The following is a 20,462-nucleotide window of genomic DNA, read 5'->3' on the forward strand; positions in this document are numbered from 1 at the left end:
CCGGTAAGTAACCGCTGAACGCTCCCCGCAGGTCGCGGAGAGCACAGCAAACTGACCGGAGACGTTGATGGAACTGTTCGCCACAGACCTGGAAAGGCTGGCGTTTCTACTGGAGGCCGATGCGGCGCTGACTCTCGATCCCGATGCGCTTGGGACCGAGGCCGCCGAACAGTCCGCTCCTGAAGAGCTCCCTCCCGAGAAACGCCCCAAGTACATCACCAACTACATCGGCAGTAAGCAGAAGCTCGTCGACTGGATCTGGAAGCATACCCCGGAAGGCGTTGGCACCGTGCTCGACGCCTTTTCGGGGTCTGCGGTCGTGGCCTACATGTACAAGACCAAGGGCCTCCAGGTCATCGCCAACGACCGGCTCCGCTACTGCCACCATGCCGCCAAGGCGATCATAGAGAACAACTCGGTTCGTCTGAGCGAGGACGAGATCGAGGCACTCCTGGCCGACAACGCCAAGGCGGGCAGCTTCGTTCAGGACAACTTCAAGGGCATTTTCTTCGCCAAGGGCGTCCATGCGCTGATCGACACCATCCGCGCCAACTGCGACAAGCTCTCCGGCTTCAAGAAAGACATCGCCCTGTTCGGCCTCGGCAAGACCTGCATGAGCGGCAAGGGTGGCTTTGGCCACTTCTCGTCGTCCACCGATTATGGCCGCCGCCAGGACACCCCCGACGAGTTCAAGGATCGCTTGCGCAAGAACCTGCAGCGTATCAACGCCCTGGTTTTCGACAACGACAAGGAGAACAAGGCATACCGGCAGGACATCAACGACCTGCTGCCGAAAGCCAAGGCGGATCTGGCCTACTTCGATCCGCCCTACGCCACCGAGTTTTCGACCACCAATTACGAGCGGGCCTACCACTTCGTGGAGGGGCTCATGACCTATTGGGAAGGGCTCGAAATCAAGGCCGACACCAAGGTCAAGTATTACGAGACCGACCACAAGACCGTCACCAAGGCCAACGCCAACGAGTTCTTCCAGACTTTTCTCGGTAATGCAAAGCACATCCCGCACTGGCTGATTTCCTACCGCGATCACGCCTATCCCAACGAGCAGGAGATGAAGCGGATCATCGGCTCCTTCGGCAAGCAGAGCCGGATGAAGTCCAAGGATCACCACTACGCCATCACCTCCAAGCACGGCGAGGCTTCCAACGCCAAGGAGCGTCTGTTCGTCTGCGCTCCCGGGGCCAAGGCCAGCGCCGAACGGGAGGAGAAGCCCGTTCCGATGGCCGCCGCCGCGAACTTCCACACCAGCATCCCCGTGGATATCCGGCTGGGCGAAGGCGAACGCCTCACGACCGAGGCCATGGATGTCGGCTCGGCGGGCGACCCCCAGTTCAGCTTCGTGCTCTGTCGCACCGGCACCAACAAGAACGGCGATCACTTCACCGCCGAGGAGTTGTCCGGTCGGCATATGACGGCCGTGAACAAGAAGGTCGATCTGCAACATTCGCAGGAGTTCAACGACATCGTCGGTGGCATCGTCGCCGCCGACTACCTGGAGGACGACAACGGTGGCCGCGTGGAATGCGTCGGCGAGCTGTACGTCCACGACACCCCGGCCGCCCGGCTGGCCTACAAGCTGATGAAGCGCGGGATCATCTCCCAAGTCTCCATGGAGTGCGACTACCAGGAAGGCGAATGTTCGGTCTGCCATAAGCGCTTCCAGAACAAGGCCGACTACTGCACCCACCTGCGCAAGTTCAAGGGCCGTGATGTGGGCGGCCAACCTGTTTTCGAAATTCTGCACGGCGTCACTTTCACCGGACTGGGGCTGCTCGACCGCAAGGGCGCGGACGAGAACGCCAGGATTCTGCAGGTGGCGTCCCTTCAGAGCCAGCCCGACCAATCCCAACCCGAAGGAGATTCCACGATGGAAGACAAAACCAAACCCACCGATGACCAGGCCGTCGAAGCGGCCAAGAAGAAACCGGCCCAGCAGGAAGGCGATCCCGCCCGCGTTACCGACCTGGAAAAGGAAAACCGGCAGCTCAAGGCCCAGGTCGCCGAGCTGCAGAAACGCGTCCAGGAACTGGAAGCCGAACAAAAGGCGGCCGCCTGCCGCTCCCGGGCCAAGAAACTGCTCACCCGTCTGGAGAAGCAGGGACTCTCCTTCGCTTCCGATGAGGACCGGGAAGCCGAGCTGAAACGCCTGGCCGAGCTGTCCGACGAAGCCTTCGCCGCCACCGAGGCTGCTTACGAACGCCTGCCCAAATCGGCAAAAGCGGACAAGGAAGAGAAACCCGCCGACAGCGACCAGGGCGGCAAGCCCGCCGCCAAGGCATCGACGGAAACCCCGCTGCGCAGCGACGCCGGTGTCCGGCCCCACGATGTGGACGACCGCAAGGTGTCGCTCGAGGACCGCCTGCGCGACGGGTTCATGGCCGCTTACCGCAACCGTGTCGGCGAGGACTCTCCCGAACACTCGCAAATCAACGCATAAGGAGGAAACACCATGTCATTCATCAATCCCTGTCATCGCAGCCTCGCTTATGGCGACGGCCACCTCCAGGGCGACGGCCAGCTCGGCCAGGTGGTCCGCGTGGTCGGCGACGACCTGTTCGCCGTCAACACCGATCCCACCAAGCGCTCCTTCGGCATCCTGATCAAGGACTACGCCGGTGGTGAAATGCCCGGCATCTACTGTGACGGCGGCGTCTACGAGACCGACGCCTTCGAAGGAACCGTCGTCGCCGGAGACGACTTGAAAGTTTCAGCGGGCGGTCGCCTGACCAACGGCGTCGCGGCCGGGGAGCACGTGGTCGCCCACGCCATTTCCGTACAGAGCGGCGTCCTCAAATTCCGCCTGCTCGTCTAACCCAAGGAGCCAACGCACATGAAAACCAATCAGTTGAAGATCCACTCCCAGGAGTACATGGAAACCATGGCGCGGCTCATGAGCGAGGCTCTCGAGTCGCCCGAAGGCATGCGAGCTCTTGCCGCCGCCATCGCCGCGCCCATCGAACAGGAGATCAAGCGCAAGGAGATCTCCTCGCTGCTGCTCACCAAGCACACGCTGCCCAAGGGCGAACGTCCGGTCTACCAGAAGAAACCGACCGTCAAGGCCCACTGGATCAGCAAGGACGGCGACGCCCAGGAGCAGGAGGTGGGCAAGGACGAGGTCGAGTTCCCCACCAACCGCATCCACTCCAACCCGATGGTGGACGTTTCCGTTCTCAAGAACGGCAACATCGGCACGCTGATGGACATCCAGACCAGCGCCGCCGACGCTATCCGCAAGGAGATGGACCGCCGCACCATCTCGGTGCTCTCCTCGGCCATCCCGGCGACCAACACCATCGAGGTCACCGGCGACCTGCTCACCGAAGAGGCGCTGAACGAGGCCATCTCGATCATCGAGGACCTGGAGCTGTCGGTGAAGTACATCGTCATGCGCGGCCGCCGGTTCAACGACATGCGCGGCTGGAACCTCGATCCCCAGACCAAGCTCGAGCTGCGCCAGAAGGGTGTCATCAAGAACTACGGCACCGGCGGCATTCTGCTGACCGCCTCCATGCCGCTGGACGAGATCATCATCGTCCCGGATGAAGAGGTCGGAAAGATGCCGGTGCGCGAAAACCTGAAGACGGAGTCCATCGATCAGAAGACCCGCTTCAAGACCGGCTGGCTGGTGTGGTCCGAAATCGGCCAGGGCATTACCCGCCCTGACATCATGGCCAAGGTCAAACTGGTTCCGTAATCCGGGAGGTGACGTGAGATGAATCGAATCAAGAATATCCGTCCCGGCGTTCTGGTGATCCCCGACGCCGGGCTGAAACTCAAGCCCGGCCAGGTAGTCGAGGTGGAACGCCTCACCAAGCAGATCCAGGCGGCGCTCAAGAACGGCCGCCTGGCCATGGCCGACAAACCGAAGCAGGAACCGCTCGCCCCTCCAGAGCCAGACCAGGACGCGGAACCGGTGGACCTGAGCAAGCTCTCCGCCACCGACGCGATTTCCAAGGTCAACGAGGAGGCCAATCCGGAGACCCTCAAGGGCTACATGGAAACCGAAAAACGCCGCACGGTGATCGACGCGCTCAAGAGCCGTCTGGAGGGCCTGCAAGGTGCTGCTGAGTGACCTGATCGCCGACCTGCGGCTCGACCTGTCCGATCCGGGCGCATCTCTCTTCGAGGACCTGACTCTGGAGAGATGCGTCCGGAAAGCCGTTTTCCGGGTCGGCCGTGACCTCGACCAATCGCTGACGATCACGGTCGGAGAGATCACCCCCGATCCCACCGGCGAGGTCCGCGAGCTCCTGGTGATCATGGCGCAGATCCACGCCTGCCAGGTCATGCGTTCGGCCACCGCCAACGCCTTCTCGTTTTCCAGCGGCGACAAGAGAGTGGACAAAACCGGACAGCCCGGCCACTGGGCCAAGCTCGAGGCCGATCTGCTCGCCGACTACCGCCAGCGGCTCACCGAGTTGCGTCCGGCCACCCAGCTCGACCAGGAAGCCTACATCCTGACCCCGAGCGGCCTCACTCCGGTCATCTACGAACAAGGGATCGATCTCGATGTTGTTGAATGACCGGGAACGCGCCGAAGCCGTGACCGACGTCGCCCGGCTGATCCTCTCCTCGGGCCAGACCGCACGCATCCTGCGCGTGGTTCCCGGCGAGCGGCTCTACGGCACCGACGATGCCGAATACACGGAAATCTCCGTCATCCCCCTCGAACTGAACGAAACCCCGCCGGAGGAGCTGAGCGGCAAGATCGACGCGCTCGCCTGTGTCCTTCCGGATGCCGATGTCCGGGGTGAAGACCGCCTGGCCACCGACAGGGAAACCTATCGCATACAGAGTGTGGAAGAAGAACACTTCTTCGGCACCGTCACTCACAAGAACCTGCAACTGGTGAAGCTCAATGGGCGTTAGGCGGACCGGTGACTGGGACAAGGCCCGCGCCAAGCTGACCACCGGCATGGGGCCGCGCCTGGCCACGGCCCTGCGTCAGGCCACGATCCGCAACGCCCTTTTTCTGGTGCGCGAGATCCAGCGGGGGATTCGCTCCCAGGCCCCGGGAGGACAGGCTTTCGTGAAACTCGCCGAAAGCACCATCGAGCGCAAAGGTTCCAGCAAGGCGCTCATCGACACCGGCTTTCTCGTCAACGCCATCACCCAAAAAATCATGGCCGACAAGGCGTTCGTCGGCCTACTGCGTGGCACCGTCAACAAGGACGGGGAAGACATGGTGAACATCGGTGCCGTCATGGAGTACGGGGCCACCATCAAACATCCGAACGGCGCGACCATCATCATCCCCGCCAGACCCTTTCTGCATCCGGTGATGGATAAGTACCGCGAGCAGATCCTCCAGAACTATCGCGAGGCGATCCGCTCCGCGCTTTGAGCCTCCGACACATCGCCAGCGCTTCCGGTAAGTAACCAGGCAGAAAACGGAGGCGTCCTTTGAGCACGATACAGACCGTCACAGAAATCCTGATCCGCCTGGCCAAACAGGCCATCCACCCGGACACCGTGCTGGTGTTCCCGGATGACCTGTTCGAGGTCCAGCGTACCCCCAGCGTCATCCTCCAGGGACCGAAGCTGACGGAAGACCGCTTCCGCCGCAGCCAGAGCCGCCTGTTCGAGAAGAATGTCGCGGAGCTGAGTTTCGAGGAGTGCCGATTTCCCAGGCTCTATCACCTCGATTTCGACCTGGTGGTGACCGTGGACCGGGAGGCCGAACTGCTCGGGTTTCACGAGTCGGTATCGCGGTTCCTTCAGCTTTACCCGGAGATCGCCATCGCCGACCAGGGCAGCCTGAACCTCACCGAACTGGTTCCTCTGGGCGGTCTGGCCCGGGTGAACCTCTCCAATCTCCGGCAGAGCTCCGGACGCATCCGCATCGAATCCTGCCCGGTGTACGACGGCGACCTGCGCGACGGTCGGCTGATCCGGGACCGGACCTTCCAGTTTCACGGCGACGTGACAGAGCAACGAACCATTCAACCGTAAAGGAGAACAACCGTGATCGAGATCAGAAACCTGCAGTTCCAACCCCTGACGTTCAACCTCTCCGGCCAGGGAACCCTCCATCTCGGACCGCGAGAACGCAAGAGCATCGCCCGTAAAGACCTCTCCGCCGAGATCAAGACCGCCGGAAAACGCGGCCTGGTGCGCATCACCGACCTGACCGGCGGCGCGGAACCGGAGCCGGAAAAGCCCACGGCGACCGAGGACGCCGGAAACGATGAGGCCAAGACCACCAGCAAGCGGAGGAAATAACCATGCCGACCTATCTATCGCCCGGGATTTACACCCGAGAAACGGACTTCAGTTTCTATGTGAAGCAGATCTCGACCTCGTCGGCCGCCATGGTCGGAGTGGCCGAGAAAGGCGCGATCAACAAGCCCGTGCTGGTGACGAGCTGGGAGCAGTTCATCAACCGTTTCGGCTCCTACATCAACGAGAGCTATTTGGCCTACGCCGCCCGGGCGTTTTTCGACAACGGCGGATCGGTCCTCTATGTCACCCGCATCGCCCATCTCACCGACCCCACCGACCGGGACACCCTGACGGCGCTGAAGTCATCCGTCGTGCTGCAGAACCGGGAAGCGACGCCCGCCGACACCCTGCGGATCGAGGCCGTGAACGAAGGCGTCTGGGGCGACCGACTCTCCATCTCCATCGAGGACGGCTCTCTCGATCCGGCCAACCATTTCAATCTGGTGGTCCGGCACAAAGGCGATGTGATCGAGGTGTTCAAGGATCTGAGCATGGACGAGACGCTGCCCAACCATGTGGAGCTGGCGATCAACGACCGTTCGGATTTCATCCTGGTCCAGGATCTGGCAGCCGTGTCGGGAACGCCCGGCGACCGTCCGGCATTGGGCGTGTTCACACTCACCGGCGGTGACAACGGGCTGACCGACCTGGCCGATGTCGATTTCATCGGCGATCCCTCGCAGCATACCGGCCTCTATGGCTTTGACGAGATCGACGCCCTGAACCTGCTGATGGTTCCCGGCGTCACCACGGTGCCGGTGATCAACGCCGGAATCGCCTATGCCGAAGGGCGCAAGGATCTGCTGTTCATCGCCGACACGCCCATGTATCTGGAGCCGCTCGAAGCGGTCGACTTCCGCAAGGGACAAGGGATGTACAGCCACGCGGCCTTCAACTCCTCCTATGCGGCGCTCTACTACCCCTGGCTGGAGATCAGCGATCCGGTCAACTCGCGCAAGAAGCTGGTGCCGCCCTGCGGCGCGGTGGCGGGCTGCATCGCCCGCAGCGACCAGAAGACCAACGTCTGGAACGCGCCCGCCGGTATCGACCGTGGCCGCATCTTCAACACGCTCTCCCTGGCCTACAAGACCAGCCGTGGCGAGCGCGATGTGCTCTATCCGGAAGGGGTCAATGTCATCGCCGTGTTCCCCGACACCGGCATCAACATCTGGGGCCAGAAAACGCTGCAGAGCCAGCCCTCGGCCGTGGACCGCATCAACGTGCGCCGTCTGATGATGTACATGGAGGAAGCCATCTCGGAATCCTCCCGCTTCGTGGTGTTCGAGCCGAACCATCCCCAGACCTGGCGTGCCCTCGGCCGCCTGATCAACCCCTTCCTGCAGGACATCAAGGACAAGGGCGGCCTCTACGACTTCGCCTTCCAGTGCGACGAGGAGACCAATACCCCGGCGGTCATCGACCGCAACGAAATGGTGGCCCGCGTGTTCGTCAAGCCGACCAAGACGGCGGAGTTCATCGAGCTGAACTTCATCCTGACCAGCACCGGCGCGGACTTCAAAGAAATCATCTAACGGGAGAACACGGCTATGAGAAGCGGAAATATGCCCAAGAGCCTTTACCAGAACTGGCAGTTCGCCATCGAGGTAAACGGCTTCGACGTGGCCCTGTTCCACAAGGGACAGGAGCCCAAAACCGAATTCGAGGAAGTGGCCTTTGCCCCGGCCGGTTCGATGTTCGACCAAAAGGTGGCGGGGCGGGTCAAGTTCGAGGACATCACCCTCGAGAAAGGCAACCTGCAGGACGGCTCCGACGAGGCGGCACGCGAATGGATCAAGAAACAGGTGGACGTGAACGCCGTCACCGGCGGTCTTCCGGCCGACTACATGCGCGACATCGACGTTGTCCGCTACGACCGCACCGGCAACGAGACCCGCCGCTGGACCCTGCACGGGGCCTGGGTGAAGGCGCTCGAATACGACGAGCTCGAGGGCGGCAACACCGAGAACACCATCGAGAAGCTCACCATCTGCTTCCAATACTGGACCTAAACCGGAGGATCGACCATGTACAGCTTTGAACTGCCAAGCGGCACTGAACTCGAGCTTCGGGAAATGACCGGGGCCGAGGAAGAACTGCTTACCAACCAGCGCCTGATCCGTTCCGGAGAGGCGATCAACCAGGTGCTCCGCAACTGTTTCGTCCGGCTGGGCGAGAAGACCGACCCCGATCTTTCCGAGGTGATGAACCTGCTCTCGGGTGACCGGTTGTTCGCCCTGGTCCGCCTGCGCCAGATTTCCCTCGGTGACGAGGTTGAACTGGAGCTGAGCTGCCCGAACAGCGCCTGCCGCATGACCAACTTCGTGACCGTCAATCTCGAGGATCTCAAGGTTACCCCCTACGGCGAGGAGCGCGAGTTCGCTTTCATGCTGCCCGGCTCGAAAAGAACCGTGCGCTTCGGATATCTCGACGGCCACAAGGAAAAGCGTTTGGCCAGCCTGCGCGAGCCCAACATCAGCTCGGCCATGCTCATCCGTATCCTCGACATCGACGGCAAGGCTCCCTCCAAGAAGAGCCTGGCGGAAATGTCGATGCGTGACCGCAACGCGCTGCGACAGGAGATGTCGCGGGTCGACGCGGGAATCGACACCTCGGTCGAAACCGAATGCGATGGCTGCGGCACCAAGATCCGCACCCGTCTGGAGGCAGAACCGGCTTTTTTGTTCCCCGGAGTTCGCTTGTAAGCGACGCATTCTTTCTCGCTTACGGCGGACTGCACTGGGGCTGGTCGGAAACCCGCTCGCTGCCGCTCAGGGTCCGGCGTCAGTTCGTCGAGGCCCTCGAGCGGCAGCTTGATTTTGAACGTGAGCAAACGGAACGGCGATAGATGAACGGCGATCTCGGACTGGGCATAGTGGTATCGATGAAGGATGCGTTCTCGCAGAACGCGCAGCGCATCCGTGGTTCCATGATGGACCTCGATTCCACCGTGGCGGATGCCAGCGAGCGGATGACCCGCAACCTGGACCGCATCCAGCAAGGGACCATGATGCTGGGGGCGGGACTGGCCCTGATGGCGGTGCCCGCCGCCCTGGTCGCCTCCACCGCCGCGACCCAGAAGGCCCTGGGCGAGCTGGCGTCCCTTGGCGTGCAGGACCTCCGGGCCATCGAGGACGCCGCAGAATCCTTCACCAACCAGTGGTCCGGTGCCGACAAGGCCGCGTTCATCACCGCCACCTACGACGTGAAATCGGCCCTGTCCAACCTCAGCGACGAGGCGGTGGGCGTCTTCACCTCCATGGCCGCCATGACCGCTAAGGCGACCAAGGCCACCACCCAGGAGATGGTCGGCACCTTCACCACGGCCTACGGGATCTTCAAGCCCATCATGGCCGACATGAACGACATGGAATGGGCGACCGCCTTTTCCGGAGCCATGGCGCAGACCGTGGCCTCGTTCAAGACCAACGGCACCCAGATGGCCGACGCCATCAAGAACATCGGCGCTGTGGCGGCCGCGAGCAACATTCCGCTGAACGAGCAGCTCGCCGTGCTCGGCCAGCTCCAGACCACCATGCCCGGCTCCGAGGCGGGCACGCTGTACAAGGCGTTCATCATGAAGGCGGCCGAGGCTGGGGACGAGCTTGGCCTGTCCTTCACCGACACCAGCGGCCGTCTCAAGGGCGTGGTTCCCATCCTGCAGGAGATCAAACGCCAGTTCCCCGATCTCTCCAACGCCGCCGCCCAGGTGAAGCTGAAGAAGGCCTTCGGCTCCGACGAGGCGGTCAAGTTCCTGCTGCAGATGTCGGCGGGCATGGAGAGCCTCGAAGGCAATATCCAGTCGGTGGGCCGGGCCATGAAGACCGGCACGGCGGTCACCGAACAGATGGCCGACGCCATGAACCAGGACATCGGAGCCCGGTTCCTGCTCCTGCGCCAGCAGATGGCCAACCTCAGCGAAATCCTGGGTCGCACCTTGTTGCCGGTGGTCACGCCGGTGATCAACGGCGTCTCCCGCGTCATTCTGTTTCTGCAGCGCATGGCCAAATCGATGCCGGGCGTGACCCGGGTGGTCCTGGGGCTGTCCATGGCCCTCGGCACCATTTTGGTCGTGGCCGGAGCCGTCACAGCCGCCGTGGGCATGGTGGGACTCATGCTGCCCGCCATCAAGGCCGGGTTCTTGGCCATAAGCGCCGCGCTCGCCGGGGTGGGTTCGGCGGTCGCGACCTATTTTCTGCCCGTCACCGCGATCATCGCGGGCGTGATCCTGTCGGTGTATCTGCTCAAACGCGCCTGGGAAACCAACTTCGGCGGCATTCAGGAGATCATCACCGGGGCCTGGAACAAGGTCTCGCTGGTCTTCCAGGGGATCAGGGAGCTGGTGGGCTCTCTCAGCGGCGGCGTCGGGCAGATGTCGGCCGAACTGGCCCAGAAGCTCGAATCCGCCGGGCTGTTGGGCTTCGTGGTCACCGTCTTCAAGGCCTATTATCGCGTTCGCGAAGCCCTGGCCGGATTGTGGGGCGCTTTTTCTCATGCCTTTGGCCGCATCCGCGCCATCCTCGAACCGACCGTCCGCACCCTGATGAGCGCTTACGCGGCGTTGGCCAGCGCGGTCTTTTCGGTGGTGGAGATCTTCGGCGTAGCCGCCAGCGCCACCGACGGCTCGTCCTGGCGTACCTTCGGCACGGTTATCGGCACCGTCGCCGGTGTGCTTCTGCAGGGGCTGGCATTCGCGCTGAAGATCGTGGCCTGGAACCTGTCGCTCATCGTCCGAGCCCTGGCGGTGGTGGTGCGCAGCGTGGTCTGGGTCGGCAAGGTCATCGTCGGGTCCCTGGTCGGAGCGGCCAAGTTTATCTACAAGTTCCTGTTGCCCGTGCGCATGATCGGCGAAGCATTTATGGCCGCCGGAAAGATCGTCTATGCGGTCTGGCAGGTGCTGACCGGCGACATTTCCCTGCTGGACGGTCTCAAGGCCATCGGCGGCGCGGTCTACGATTTTGTTGCCACCCCGTTCCGCTGGGCGCGGGATGTGGTGGTCGGTGTCTGGAATTTCATTTCCGGGATCTTCACCTCCATCGGACGCCTGGTGGCTGACGCCGCCGGACAGATCGGCCAGGCGATTCTGAATCAGCCGATCATCAGCACCCTGCGGGATCTGTTTGCCACCGTGCGCTCCTTCTTCGCCGGGGACACCACCTTCTTCGAGGCGGGCAAGAAGCTGCTCATCACCCTGGGCGAAGGGATCTGGTCGGCGGTGACCTATCCATTCACCATGCTCAAGAACGCTTTGGGCAAGCTGCGCAATCTGCTGCCGTTCTCCGATGCCCGCGAGGGACCGCTCGCCAGCCTGACCGCCTCCGGCTCCGCGCTGCTCAAGACCCTCGCCGATGGCATGAGCCTTACCCAGACGCTGCCCGCGAAAGTGTTCGGCTTCGCCGCTCGCGGGATTCTCTCAGCCGCTGCGGGAGCCTGGCAGCAGATCAAGACGGCGGACGGAAACCTCATGGACGCCGCCTCGGCTCCCTTCCAGATGGCTGGAAAACTCTGGGATGGGTTGACCTCCGGGGCTCAAACCGTCGCGGCCAAGGCTGGTGCCATCTTCGGCGGTCTCAAGCAATCCCTATTTGGCGACACGCCCGTATTGGCGCTCAAACCGCCCCAGGTCAATGCTTGGGACTCGCTGGCCACGGGAGCCGTCAATCTCCGCGACCGGATCGTTGCCACGCTGTCGGCCGTGCCCGGCGCTGTCGGTCGAATCTTTACCAATGCCGGTGCCGAGGGGCAAACCCTCTGGCAGAGGCTTTCCAGCGGCGCGAGCGCGGGCATTCAGGCGATCAAGGATAGAAGCGCCGGGATCGCCAACGGTTTGCTCTCCTCCGCTCGCGCCATGCTGGGAGTTCAGACCCCGATTCCGCAGGTGGCCGAGCAGAAGCAAACACTCGGAGCTGCGCAGCCCGCCGAATCGATTGGGCAACGCATCATCGAAAACGTGCTGAGTCTCGTGCCGCGTCTGGACGAGCGCCTGGTGCCCAAAGCCCTGAGCGCCATGCTGATGCTCCAGCCGGTCATGGCCACTGCCGCGCCGCCTCCGCAACCGATGAACGGCACCGTGCAGACCGTCGCGGCGGCCGTCGAGCCGGTAAGTAAGAGCTATATCCAGCCGTTCGCGGTGGAACCGCCACTGGATAACGGAGATGCCTCTCTGGCTCCAGCCGGGATCGAGCGGCGCATGACCGCCGCGCCGACTCCGATAGCGAAGCCCCTGCAATCCGGACTCATCGAGACGGTGCCTTCCGAACGGTTGATCGCTCCGGCCCGCACCGCTCCCGCGACACCCCTGCGGGCAGAGGAAAGCGGTCCGGGGCTGCGCGAACTGCTGGAATCGCTGCTCTCGCGCCTCGATGGTCTGGCCGACCGCCCGGTGGAACTGAGCGTGACCACCAACATCGATGGCCGGAAGGTGGCCGAGGCCGTCTACAAGGATCTTCGGGAGCGGAAGATCAGAAACTACGAAACCCTGTGAGGAAAACATGGCCTGGGATCAACTGCCCATCAAGGGATATCTGGTGGACGCCGACACGGGGGAGCGGCTCGAATTCCAGTACAACCCCAACTCCATCAGCGACGAGAAGTCGACCGACTACGCGACGATTAAGATCCCTGGCATGAGCCATCCGCGCTACCAGTACGTCGCCGGGGAACCGCGCCGGATCGCCTTCAAGGTCGAGCTGTTCAAGGGGCCGGTGAAACAGAAGGTCGACTGGCTCCGCTCGCTGCAATATCCGGAACACGCCGGAACCATGCTCAAGAACGCTCCGCACCGCGTACTGCTCATCTTTGGCGATCTCTACCCCGGCGTGACCTGCATCGTCCGGCAGGTGAAGGCGCGTTTTTTCGGCCTGTTCGACCGGGACAACCTGCTGCCGCAACGGGCCGAGGTGGACATCGTCCTCGAGGAATATGTGGACCGTTCCGTCAACTGGTCGGAGGTGCGCTCATGATTGGCCGCGATTCCCGCTACGCCCGCTGCGTTCTCTACCGGGACAGCGACGGCACCTCCCTCGGCATGCGCCAGCGCATCGACGCTACTCCCAGACACGACGACCGCCTGCACACCGTGGTCGAGGGCGACCGTCTGGATCTGCTCGCGCACCGCTATCTGGGTGACGCCCGGCTCTGGTGGATCATCTGCGACTACAACGACCTCTTTTTCCCGTTGGCGCTCGAGCCCGGCCTGGCCCTGCGCATTCCCTCTCGCGAACACGTCCAGATGCGCCTGCTCGACTGAAGCGTCCGACACCTCGCCATGCCTTCCGGTAAGTAAGCAGGGAACTGCGAACCGCCGGAGAAACGCATGGATCTGGATACCTTCAAGCCGACATTTCTGATTCAGATCGAGGGGCAAGACCTCTCGAAGGACATCACCCAGGAGATCACTTCGTTCGTCTTCACCGACAACGAGGAGGAGCTGGATGTCCTCGAACTGTCGGTGACCGACCGCAACCTGCAGTTCGTCGACGATCCGCTGTTCCAGGAAGGCAACGAGATCGTGGCCCGCTTCGGCTACGTGGGGAACCTCTCTCCGCGCAAGAAGGCGGTCATCAAGGACATCGATTACGACTTCCCGGAAAACGGCGATCCAACTATCCGCATCAAGGCCTACGACAAGGGCTTCAAACTGGCGGGCAAGGAGAACCAAAAAGTCTGGCAGAAACCCGCTCCAGGCATCCTCTATTCGGAAATCGCGGAACAAGTCGCCGCCGCCAATGGCCTCACCCCGGTGGTCACGGCCACCAAGGGAACCCATCTCCGCGTCACCCAGAGCAACATCTCGGACGCCCAGTTCCTCAAGGAGTTGGCGGGAAAGGCCCGCGACCGCGATGGCGACGGTGTGAGCGGCTATGTCTTCTACATCCAGGACGACGAACTCCATTTCCACCCCCGCGAGCTCGACCAGACGCCGCTTCTGACCCTCGAATATTTCACCGACACCAAGGGCCTGTTGCGCTCGTTCCGCCCCAGCACCCAATCCCAGGGAGCCAAGGGCGCGGGTGTCGAGACCAAGACGGTCGGCGTCGACCCGCGCAAGAAGGACGTGGTCGAGCACAAGGCAAACAACGCCACCACCCCCGAGCGGACGGCCCTGGGCAAGCAGACCTATCTGGTCGACGGCAACACCGGCGAAGGCAGCTTCAAGGAACAGGAGACGGGGCAGATCGTGCCCAGCTTCGACCGTTCCGAGGGCTTTCACGAAGAGCCGCGCCAGGAACCCGCCCAGGACAGCGCCGAAGGCAAATTCCGTGAGGCCGAGCTGCGGCAGGTCGAGGCGGACGCGGCCACCATCGGAATTCCCCAGCTACGCGCCAAGAAGAACGTCGAGATCAAGGGCGTGGGACGGAAGTTTTCCGGCATCTACTACTGCCACTCGGTGCGCCACAGCATCAGCAGCGCAGGCTATCTCTGCGAACTCAAACTCAAGAAGAACGCCCTCGGCAAAGGCGCGGGCGACAAGTCCGCCGAGTCCCAGGGCAAACCCAACGATAAGGAGGCCCCGCCCACGCCGCAAAACGAGCCGCCAGCCATGGTGACCATCGACGCGGATTCCGGCGCGGTCACACAAGGAGGCGGCAATGGGTGATCTCAGCAAGAATTTCAACCGTTCGGAATTCGCCTGCAAAGGCACGAACTGCTGCGGCCATTCGGCTGCGGTCCATCCCGACCTGGTCGACGCCCTGCAGACGCTGCGCGACCGCATCGGCAAACCGCTATCCATCACCAGCGGCTTTCGCTGCAACCGCCACAACAAGGCGGTGGGCGGCGCGGAGCAGAGTTTCCACACGCTGGGCATGGCGGCCGACGTGAGCTGTCCCACAGGCGTTTCGCCCGAGGAACTGGCGGTCATCGCCGAGGAGATTCCACTCTTCCGCGAGGGCGGCATCGGCGTCTACGCATCCTGGGTCCATCTCGACGTGCGCCAGTCGGGCAAAGCGAGGTGGCGGTCATGAGCACCGAAACCAAGACTCTGTTTTCCGGCACCGCGCTGGGACTGTCCGGGCCTCTTCGGGTGGAGATCCTGCCCAATGGAGTGACCGCCAGGCTGACCCAGCCGTTCCGTGTCCGCACCGGCGCTGGCCGCATCATCGAAGTGCCCGCCGGGTTCGAGACCGACTTCGCCTCGGTGCCGCGCCTGTTTTGGCGTGTGGTGCCGCCCTGGGGGAGATATTCCCCAGCGGCCGTCGTTCACGACTACCTCTACCACACCGGCAAGGTCTCGCGGCTTGCGGCCGACCGGCTCTTTCTCGAACTGATGGCGGCCCTGGGCGTGCCTCTGTGGAAACGCCAGCTCATGTATTGGGCGGTTCGCCTGGGCGGCTGGCTGGCCTGGAACGCCAGTCGAAAGCGGGAGGCGGAGCATGCTTGAAACCCGCGACCGTCAATCCGAGGAACGCTACCGCAACCGCTGGTACGGCAAGTACCGGGCCTTCGTGCGCGATAACAACGACCCCGAACGCCTCGGCCGGGTCCGTCTGGAAATCCCCGCCGTGCTCGGCAGCGGGCGGGAGAACTGGTCCGAATGGGCCGCGCCCTGTTTTCCCTACGGCGGCAACGACGACACCGGCATGTTCCTGGTCCCCGAGGGAGGGGCCTCGGTCTGGGCCGAGTTCGAGGGCGGCGTCGTCCAGCATCCGATCTGGACCGGGGTCTGGCTGGCCAAGAGCAATCCCGGTGAGCAGCCCGAGGAATCGAAGCGCACCTGCGCGAACGCCTTCTGTCATGACTGCGAGGACAAGGTCGAGCATCAGGCCAACCAGCACGACGATCTCGAACACAAGAAGTACCACGGCCATCCGCCGTATTACTGTCCTCGCCTGAAGGTCCTGCTCAAGACCGAAACCGGCCACACCATTCTGGCCGATGACCGCGACGGCGACGAGCTGCTGCGGATCATCGACCGCGCCGGACAGATCCTCACCATGGAAGGGAAAGTGAAGCCCGAGATACAGAGCGGCAACGCCCTGCGCCGAGGCACGAAGGACGCCGAGAAAGGCGACCAGCTCGACATCGCTTCGCAGATCATCGGCTCCCGCGCCCGCATCCAGCTCACCGACCTCTGCCGCCAGCAGGTAATCCTCGAAGCCTGGCAGGACAAGGAGAAGGTCCACATCCTCTCGTGCGACAAGGGCCGCTCCCGCTGGCAGAAGATCCTCATCGATACCACCAAGGGTCGGGAGAAGGTTCACATCTGGGGGCTCAACGGCACTCAGGAAATCCTCGTCGACTCCACCGCCGCCGCCGAACAGATCCGGCTCACCGACAAGGCCGGTCAGGTGGTGCGCATGAACGCCGCGCCTGGCCAGGAGAGTATCAGTGCCACCGACAAGTCCGGCAGCCTCGTGTTCATGGATGGGGTGGCCGGAAACATCATCATTCGCTCGACGAACACCGTCTTGATCAACACCTGAAGGAAGCATCGCATGGGAGAAAGAACAACAACGCCCTCCGGGCTCTCGGCCAGCGAGGAATTGCTGGCCCGGACCTTCGAGCATTGGCGGGAGGAATTCCGCAGCATCCTCGAAAACCATCGCCGGGAAATCCAGGACCGTCTCGAGAAGATCGAGCGTGAAATCGAGAAGAAATCGGACAAGGAAAACGTCGAGGTGCTGGTCCGCTCGATCTATTCCGATCTGCACCGGCACGCCGAGGAGATCGACCGGCTGCACGCCCGGGTCGGCTCCAAGATGGGGACCGAGACCATGTGGAAGATCGTCGGCCTGGTGCTGACCATCGGCAGCACCATCGGCGGACTCATCGGCTTTCTGATCCATCTGCTGCTGAAGGTGAACCCATGAGCTCCCAGGCTCGACTTGGCGACATCAGCAGTCACGGCGGCGTCATCATCACCGGGGCGAGCCGGACGCTGGACAACGGCATGCCGGTGGCCCGCATGGGTGATCTGCACGTCTGTCCCATCCCTGGGCATGGCGTGACGCCCATTGTGACCGGCAGCTTCGACACCATCACCGAAGGATTGCCCAACGCCCGCATCGGCGACATCACCGCCTGCGGAGCCATCATCGTCACCGGTAGTCCCGACACCATCGACAACTGAGGGGGCCGACATGAACAATCTCGAACAGCCGCAGGAACCGCAATACTGGGATGTCTTCCCGAAACTGATCCGGGTCTCGCGATCCCCATTCGTCCAGCGCATTCCGCTTTCGATCCGGGGTCTGCCCGAAGCGCCTGTGTTCGAATCGTCCAATCCCGACGTGGCCAGTGTCGATGAGGACGGCAATGTCGAGTGCGGCTTCGTTCCCGGGGCAGCCATGATCCTGGTCTGGGATTCGCCCGAGCGGCTCAGCCTGCGGCACGTTCAGGTCGAGGTCTATGGCGGCGGCGTCTCCGCACCGGTGGAGGTCCCTTCATGACGGATACCCCACCAGCCTTCAGCCACTGGGAGGTTCAGCCTCGCTCCATCCGGCTCTCCGCTGGCGAGTTCGAGCAAAGGGTTCCGCTCTCCCTGCGCGGCGACGTGGACGCCCCGGTCTTTGCCTCCAGCAATCCGGAGGTCGCGGAGATCGGGCAGGATGGCGTCATTCGCTGCGGCTGGACCATCGGCAACGCCGTGCTCATGGTTTGGCGGTCTTCGGCCCGGGACAGCCTCCGCCATGTTCTGGTGGAGGTCCGCGATCCGTCCTGGTTCGCCGACCACCCGGACTTTGCCAGCGGAGCATCGGTTTTCCTCGGTGGCACGGTGGTCAACGCCCTCAACACCAGCGGCGTCGGCAACGCGCTGATCGAATTCCGCCGCTCGGAAACCGGCCCGGCGGCGTTTCAGACCTTCGCCAACGCCTATGGCGGGTTTGAGCTGTCCGTGCCCGAGGGATTCTATTACGTGGAGGTCACAGCGCCGGGATACATCGCCTGGCATGGCTGGGTGAACGCCGACCCCAACACCTCCGGCGACATCCAGATCGTTCTTTCGCCCGAGCTCGACGGCCAGGTCGCCCGCATCGTGTTGCAGTGGGGCCTCAACCCCAGGGATCTCGATTCCCATCTCACCGGACCGACGCCATCGGGCGGTCGCTTCCATGTGTTCTATTCCCACACCATCGAAAACGAGGCGGCGGAATTGGACGTGGACGACACCAGCTCCTACGGGCCGGAGACCATCACCATCCATCGGCTCATCCCAGGTGTCTACCGGTACGCGGTCCACGACTACACCAACCGCAACGCCAATCCGAGCACCGGCCTGGCGCAGTCCGGAGCCTCGGTGAAAGTATTCCTGAGCGATGGCCGTGAGCAGACCTTCACCGTTCCCAACGCCCCGGGCACGGTCTGGACCGTGTTCGAAATCGACGGCGCGACCGGAACAGTGACGCCGGTCAACGCCATGAGCTATCAATCCCAACCCGCCAATGTCGGCATGTAATGGAGGTTGTCCATGATTTCCGAAGAACCCGCCGACTTGCAGGCCACCATCGAACAGACCGATTCTGGAGAACAGCAGTATGTGCTGCGGGCGCTCTGCGATCACCTGTCAGGCATTCGTGAGGAGCTTTCCGGCATCCGCACGCTGCTGGAGGCCGGTCACGCCGCCTCTGAGGTGATGCGCGGCCAGGCCCAGGTCTATCTGGAAGCCCAGCAGGCCAGGACCCAGGAGTACCTGGAGCAGGTACAGATCGAGCCGGAGCCCGATTTCTATCCCTTTGTCGAACTGCCAGCGGGCACCGAACCCCGGGATCTGCCGGATGGCAACCGGCTCTTCACCTTGCCCGACGGCATGATCCTGCGGACCACGGACGACCAGCGAATTTGCGTTATCGACGGCGGGGAACAGCAGGTCATCACCCCCGGACCCGGCACGGCCATAGAGGTGGCCCCGGGACGCCTTTACACCCTGGTCGAGTCCTATCTGAGCGCGACCCAGGAGGCAGCCGGTATCAGCGGACTGCCCGCCGGGATCGAGCCGACCGCCATGGGCGCGGAACGCTTCGCGGTGGATCTACCCGAGGGCATCCGTCTCGACGTCGATCACCGGGAGCGGTTCATCACCCTCATCAATCCAGCCGGACCTATCGACATCATCGGCATCGGCCGCATCGAGGGCATCGGCGAAACCATCGCTGTCCGTCTGCTCTCCGGCGGAGCCAAAGGATTCCAGTGCGGCCAGTCCGACCACGGCGGGCTGATCGAGGCGGACGGAACCATCCATCTGGGACTCAAGAGCGGTCTAGATCTGGTGGTCCGGTTCCAGGGAAAAGCCATCGACGACGGCGCACCGGAAAATGGCTGCTCGGGACAGTGCGGCCTCGACTGCGAGGAGCGTACCTGATGAGCTACGACTTTCTCGGCAAGGGGCTGCGTTACCCGTTCCGGTTTCAGTCGGTATCCGGCGGCACCCAGGTCTCGACCGCCACCTCGCGGGAGCACGAGCATATCCGCGAAAGCATCCTGCAGATCCTCGGCACCCGGATCGGCGAACGGTTCATGAATCCGGAGTTCGGCTCCCGGCTGAAGGATCTGGTGTTCGAACAGAACGACGAGGTGCTCAAGGGCCTGCTGCGCCATTACGTGATCGACGCCATCAAGCGCTGGGAAAAGCGGGTGATCATCACGGAGGTACACTTCGACGACCGGCCGCTGAACATCGACGGCAACCTGCTGCTGGTGCATATCGCCTACCGGGTGATCCAGAGCCAGGTGGACGGCAACCTGGTCTATCCCTTCTACAGAGAAGACCCGAACAATCCCGCGCCCAGCTATCCCCAGCCGGAGCCCGAGCCAGAACCGCCGCCGGTGCGCAGCGTGCGCCTGTCGCCGGACGTGCGCACGCTGTTCAATCTGCTCTGGTTCGACGCGGCCGAGATGAGCCCCGATCCGGACGACTCCTTGATCTGGCCAGCCGGGGAATACGAAGTCGCCTACATCGAGGGAGCCTTTCAGGACCGCAACGGCAAGTGGATCGTCAGCGATCCGGGTGACAACCACGGCCATTACCTGACGTTCGAGGGAGCGCCAGAAACAGAAGCGCCCCAGGCCGAGCACGCCCTCTATCTGGCCGCGAGCGGTCTAGGCTTCGACACCCAGAGCCAGGCGGAAGACAACGCCGCTGGCACCGTTCACCGGATCACCACGTTGGAGCCGGGCCGCATCGGTCTGTTCTATTTCGAGGGCAAGAAGGAATCCCACTACCTCAACAACACATCCGGGCAGCCCAATCCCGTCTGGCAACTGCGCGGCCCGCTCTGAGGCAT

At 63.0% G+C, this 20,462-nt stretch carries 25 protein-coding genes; all 25 read left to right on the plus strand.

Going from position 1 to position 20,462, the window contains the following annotated elements:
- The first annotated feature begins 67 nt into the window (after positions 1–67).
- The 25 genes from OEL83_04715 (at position 68) to OEL83_04835 (ending at position 20,457) form a co-directional block, all read left to right on the plus strand.
- On the plus strand, positions 68–2,458 hold the full coding sequence (locus tag OEL83_04715; protein ID MDK9706331.1) for a DNA adenine methylase: 2,391 nt from the start codon (positions 68–70) through the stop codon (positions 2,456–2,458).
- Between the two features lie 12 nt (positions 2,459–2,470).
- Positions 2,471–2,833, plus strand: coding sequence for a hypothetical protein (locus OEL83_04720; GenBank protein ID MDK9706332.1), 363 nt, complete (start codon positions 2,471–2,473; stop codon positions 2,831–2,833).
- 18 nt (positions 2,834–2,851) lie between these two features.
- A complete protein-coding gene (locus OEL83_04725; GenBank protein ID MDK9706333.1) occupies positions 2,852–3,715 on the plus strand; it encodes a hypothetical protein in 864 nt (287 codons plus the stop codon).
- 18 nt (positions 3,716–3,733) lie between these two features.
- Complete coding sequence (locus tag OEL83_04730; GenBank protein ID MDK9706334.1) at positions 3,734–4,093, plus strand: hypothetical protein; 360 nt, start codon at positions 3,734–3,736, stop codon at positions 4,091–4,093.
- Complete coding sequence (locus OEL83_04735) at positions 4,080–4,544, plus strand: hypothetical protein (GenBank protein ID MDK9706335.1); 465 nt, start codon at positions 4,080–4,082, stop codon at positions 4,542–4,544. The genes OEL83_04730 and OEL83_04735 overlap by 14 nt, the downstream gene beginning before the upstream one ends.
- The gene (locus tag OEL83_04740) at positions 4,531–4,890 is read left to right on the plus strand and encodes a hypothetical protein (GenBank protein MDK9706336.1); all 360 of its coding nucleotides are present in this window, start codon (positions 4,531–4,533) and stop codon (positions 4,888–4,890) included. Before OEL83_04735 ends, OEL83_04740 begins: the two co-directional genes overlap by 14 nt.
- Positions 4,880–5,365, plus strand: a complete 486-nt coding sequence (locus OEL83_04745) for a hypothetical protein (protein MDK9706337.1) — start codon at positions 4,880–4,882, stop codon at positions 5,363–5,365. The genes OEL83_04740 and OEL83_04745 overlap by 11 nt, the downstream gene beginning before the upstream one ends.
- A gap of 59 nt (positions 5,366–5,424) precedes the next feature.
- A complete protein-coding gene (locus OEL83_04750; GenBank protein ID MDK9706338.1) occupies positions 5,425–5,973 on the plus strand; it encodes a hypothetical protein in 549 nt (182 codons plus the stop codon).
- Between the two features lie 12 nt (positions 5,974–5,985).
- Complete coding sequence (locus OEL83_04755; protein MDK9706339.1) at positions 5,986–6,243, plus strand: hypothetical protein; 258 nt, start codon at positions 5,986–5,988, stop codon at positions 6,241–6,243.
- A 2-nt stretch (positions 6,244–6,245) separates the two neighbouring features.
- The gene (locus tag OEL83_04760; protein MDK9706340.1) at positions 6,246–7,775 is read left to right on the plus strand and encodes a phage tail sheath subtilisin-like domain-containing protein; all 1,530 of its coding nucleotides are present in this window, start codon (positions 6,246–6,248) and stop codon (positions 7,773–7,775) included.
- Between the two features lie 15 nt (positions 7,776–7,790).
- A complete protein-coding gene (locus OEL83_04765) occupies positions 7,791–8,252 on the plus strand; it encodes a phage tail protein (protein MDK9706341.1) in 462 nt (153 codons plus the stop codon).
- Positions 8,253–8,267: 15 nt separating this feature from the next.
- Positions 8,268–8,945 carry a hypothetical protein gene (locus OEL83_04770; GenBank protein ID MDK9706342.1) on the plus strand — a complete coding sequence of 226 codons (678 nt, stop codon included), beginning with the start codon at positions 8,268–8,270 and terminating at the stop codon, positions 8,943–8,945.
- Positions 8,946–9,088: 143 nt separating this feature from the next.
- Positions 9,089–12,724 carry a phage tail tape measure protein gene (locus OEL83_04775; protein ID MDK9706343.1) on the plus strand — a complete coding sequence of 1,212 codons (3,636 nt, stop codon included), beginning with the start codon at positions 9,089–9,091 and terminating at the stop codon, positions 12,722–12,724.
- Between the two features lie 7 nt (positions 12,725–12,731).
- On the plus strand, positions 12,732–13,202 hold the full coding sequence (locus OEL83_04780; GenBank protein MDK9706344.1) for a hypothetical protein: 471 nt from the start codon (positions 12,732–12,734) through the stop codon (positions 13,200–13,202).
- The gene (locus OEL83_04785) at positions 13,199–13,489 is read left to right on the plus strand and encodes a hypothetical protein (protein MDK9706345.1); all 291 of its coding nucleotides are present in this window, start codon (positions 13,199–13,201) and stop codon (positions 13,487–13,489) included. Before OEL83_04780 ends, OEL83_04785 begins: the two co-directional genes overlap by 4 nt.
- Before the next feature lie 66 nt (positions 13,490–13,555).
- Positions 13,556–14,839, plus strand: a complete 1,284-nt coding sequence (locus OEL83_04790) for a hypothetical protein (GenBank protein MDK9706346.1) — start codon at positions 13,556–13,558, stop codon at positions 14,837–14,839.
- Complete coding sequence (locus OEL83_04795; protein ID MDK9706347.1) at positions 14,832–15,206, plus strand: D-Ala-D-Ala carboxypeptidase family metallohydrolase; 375 nt, start codon at positions 14,832–14,834, stop codon at positions 15,204–15,206. The genes OEL83_04790 and OEL83_04795 overlap by 8 nt, the downstream gene beginning before the upstream one ends.
- Positions 15,203–15,622, plus strand: a complete 420-nt coding sequence (locus OEL83_04800; GenBank protein ID MDK9706348.1) for a DUF1353 domain-containing protein — start codon at positions 15,203–15,205, stop codon at positions 15,620–15,622. Before OEL83_04795 ends, OEL83_04800 begins: the two co-directional genes overlap by 4 nt.
- Positions 15,615–16,664: a phage baseplate assembly protein V gene (locus tag OEL83_04805; GenBank protein ID MDK9706349.1), complete on the plus strand. Its 1,050-nt coding sequence runs from the start codon at positions 15,615–15,617 to the stop codon at positions 16,662–16,664. The genes OEL83_04800 and OEL83_04805 overlap by 8 nt, the downstream gene beginning before the upstream one ends.
- A gap of 12 nt (positions 16,665–16,676) precedes the next feature.
- On the plus strand, positions 16,677–17,051 hold the full coding sequence (locus OEL83_04810) for a hypothetical protein (protein ID MDK9706350.1): 375 nt from the start codon (positions 16,677–16,679) through the stop codon (positions 17,049–17,051).
- Positions 17,048–17,311, plus strand: coding sequence for a PAAR domain-containing protein (locus OEL83_04815; GenBank protein ID MDK9706351.1), 264 nt, complete (start codon positions 17,048–17,050; stop codon positions 17,309–17,311). Before OEL83_04810 ends, OEL83_04815 begins: the two co-directional genes overlap by 4 nt.
- A gap of 10 nt (positions 17,312–17,321) precedes the next feature.
- A complete protein-coding gene (locus OEL83_04820; GenBank protein MDK9706352.1) occupies positions 17,322–17,630 on the plus strand; it encodes a hypothetical protein in 309 nt (102 codons plus the stop codon).
- On the plus strand, positions 17,627–18,637 hold the full coding sequence (locus OEL83_04825) for a hypothetical protein (protein ID MDK9706353.1): 1,011 nt from the start codon (positions 17,627–17,629) through the stop codon (positions 18,635–18,637). The genes OEL83_04820 and OEL83_04825 overlap by 4 nt, the downstream gene beginning before the upstream one ends.
- A gap of 12 nt (positions 18,638–18,649) precedes the next feature.
- Positions 18,650–19,540 carry a hypothetical protein gene (locus tag OEL83_04830; protein MDK9706354.1) on the plus strand — a complete coding sequence of 297 codons (891 nt, stop codon included), beginning with the start codon at positions 18,650–18,652 and terminating at the stop codon, positions 19,538–19,540.
- Complete coding sequence (locus OEL83_04835; protein ID MDK9706355.1) at positions 19,540–20,457, plus strand: GPW/gp25 family protein; 918 nt, start codon at positions 19,540–19,542, stop codon at positions 20,455–20,457. The genes OEL83_04830 and OEL83_04835 overlap by 1 nt, the downstream gene beginning before the upstream one ends.
- The last annotated feature ends 5 nt before the right edge of the window (positions 20,458–20,462 follow it).

The organism is Desulforhopalus sp. (assembly GCA_030247675.1).
Classification (GTDB): domain Bacteria; phylum Desulfobacterota; class Desulfobulbia; order Desulfobulbales; family Desulfocapsaceae; genus Desulforhopalus_A.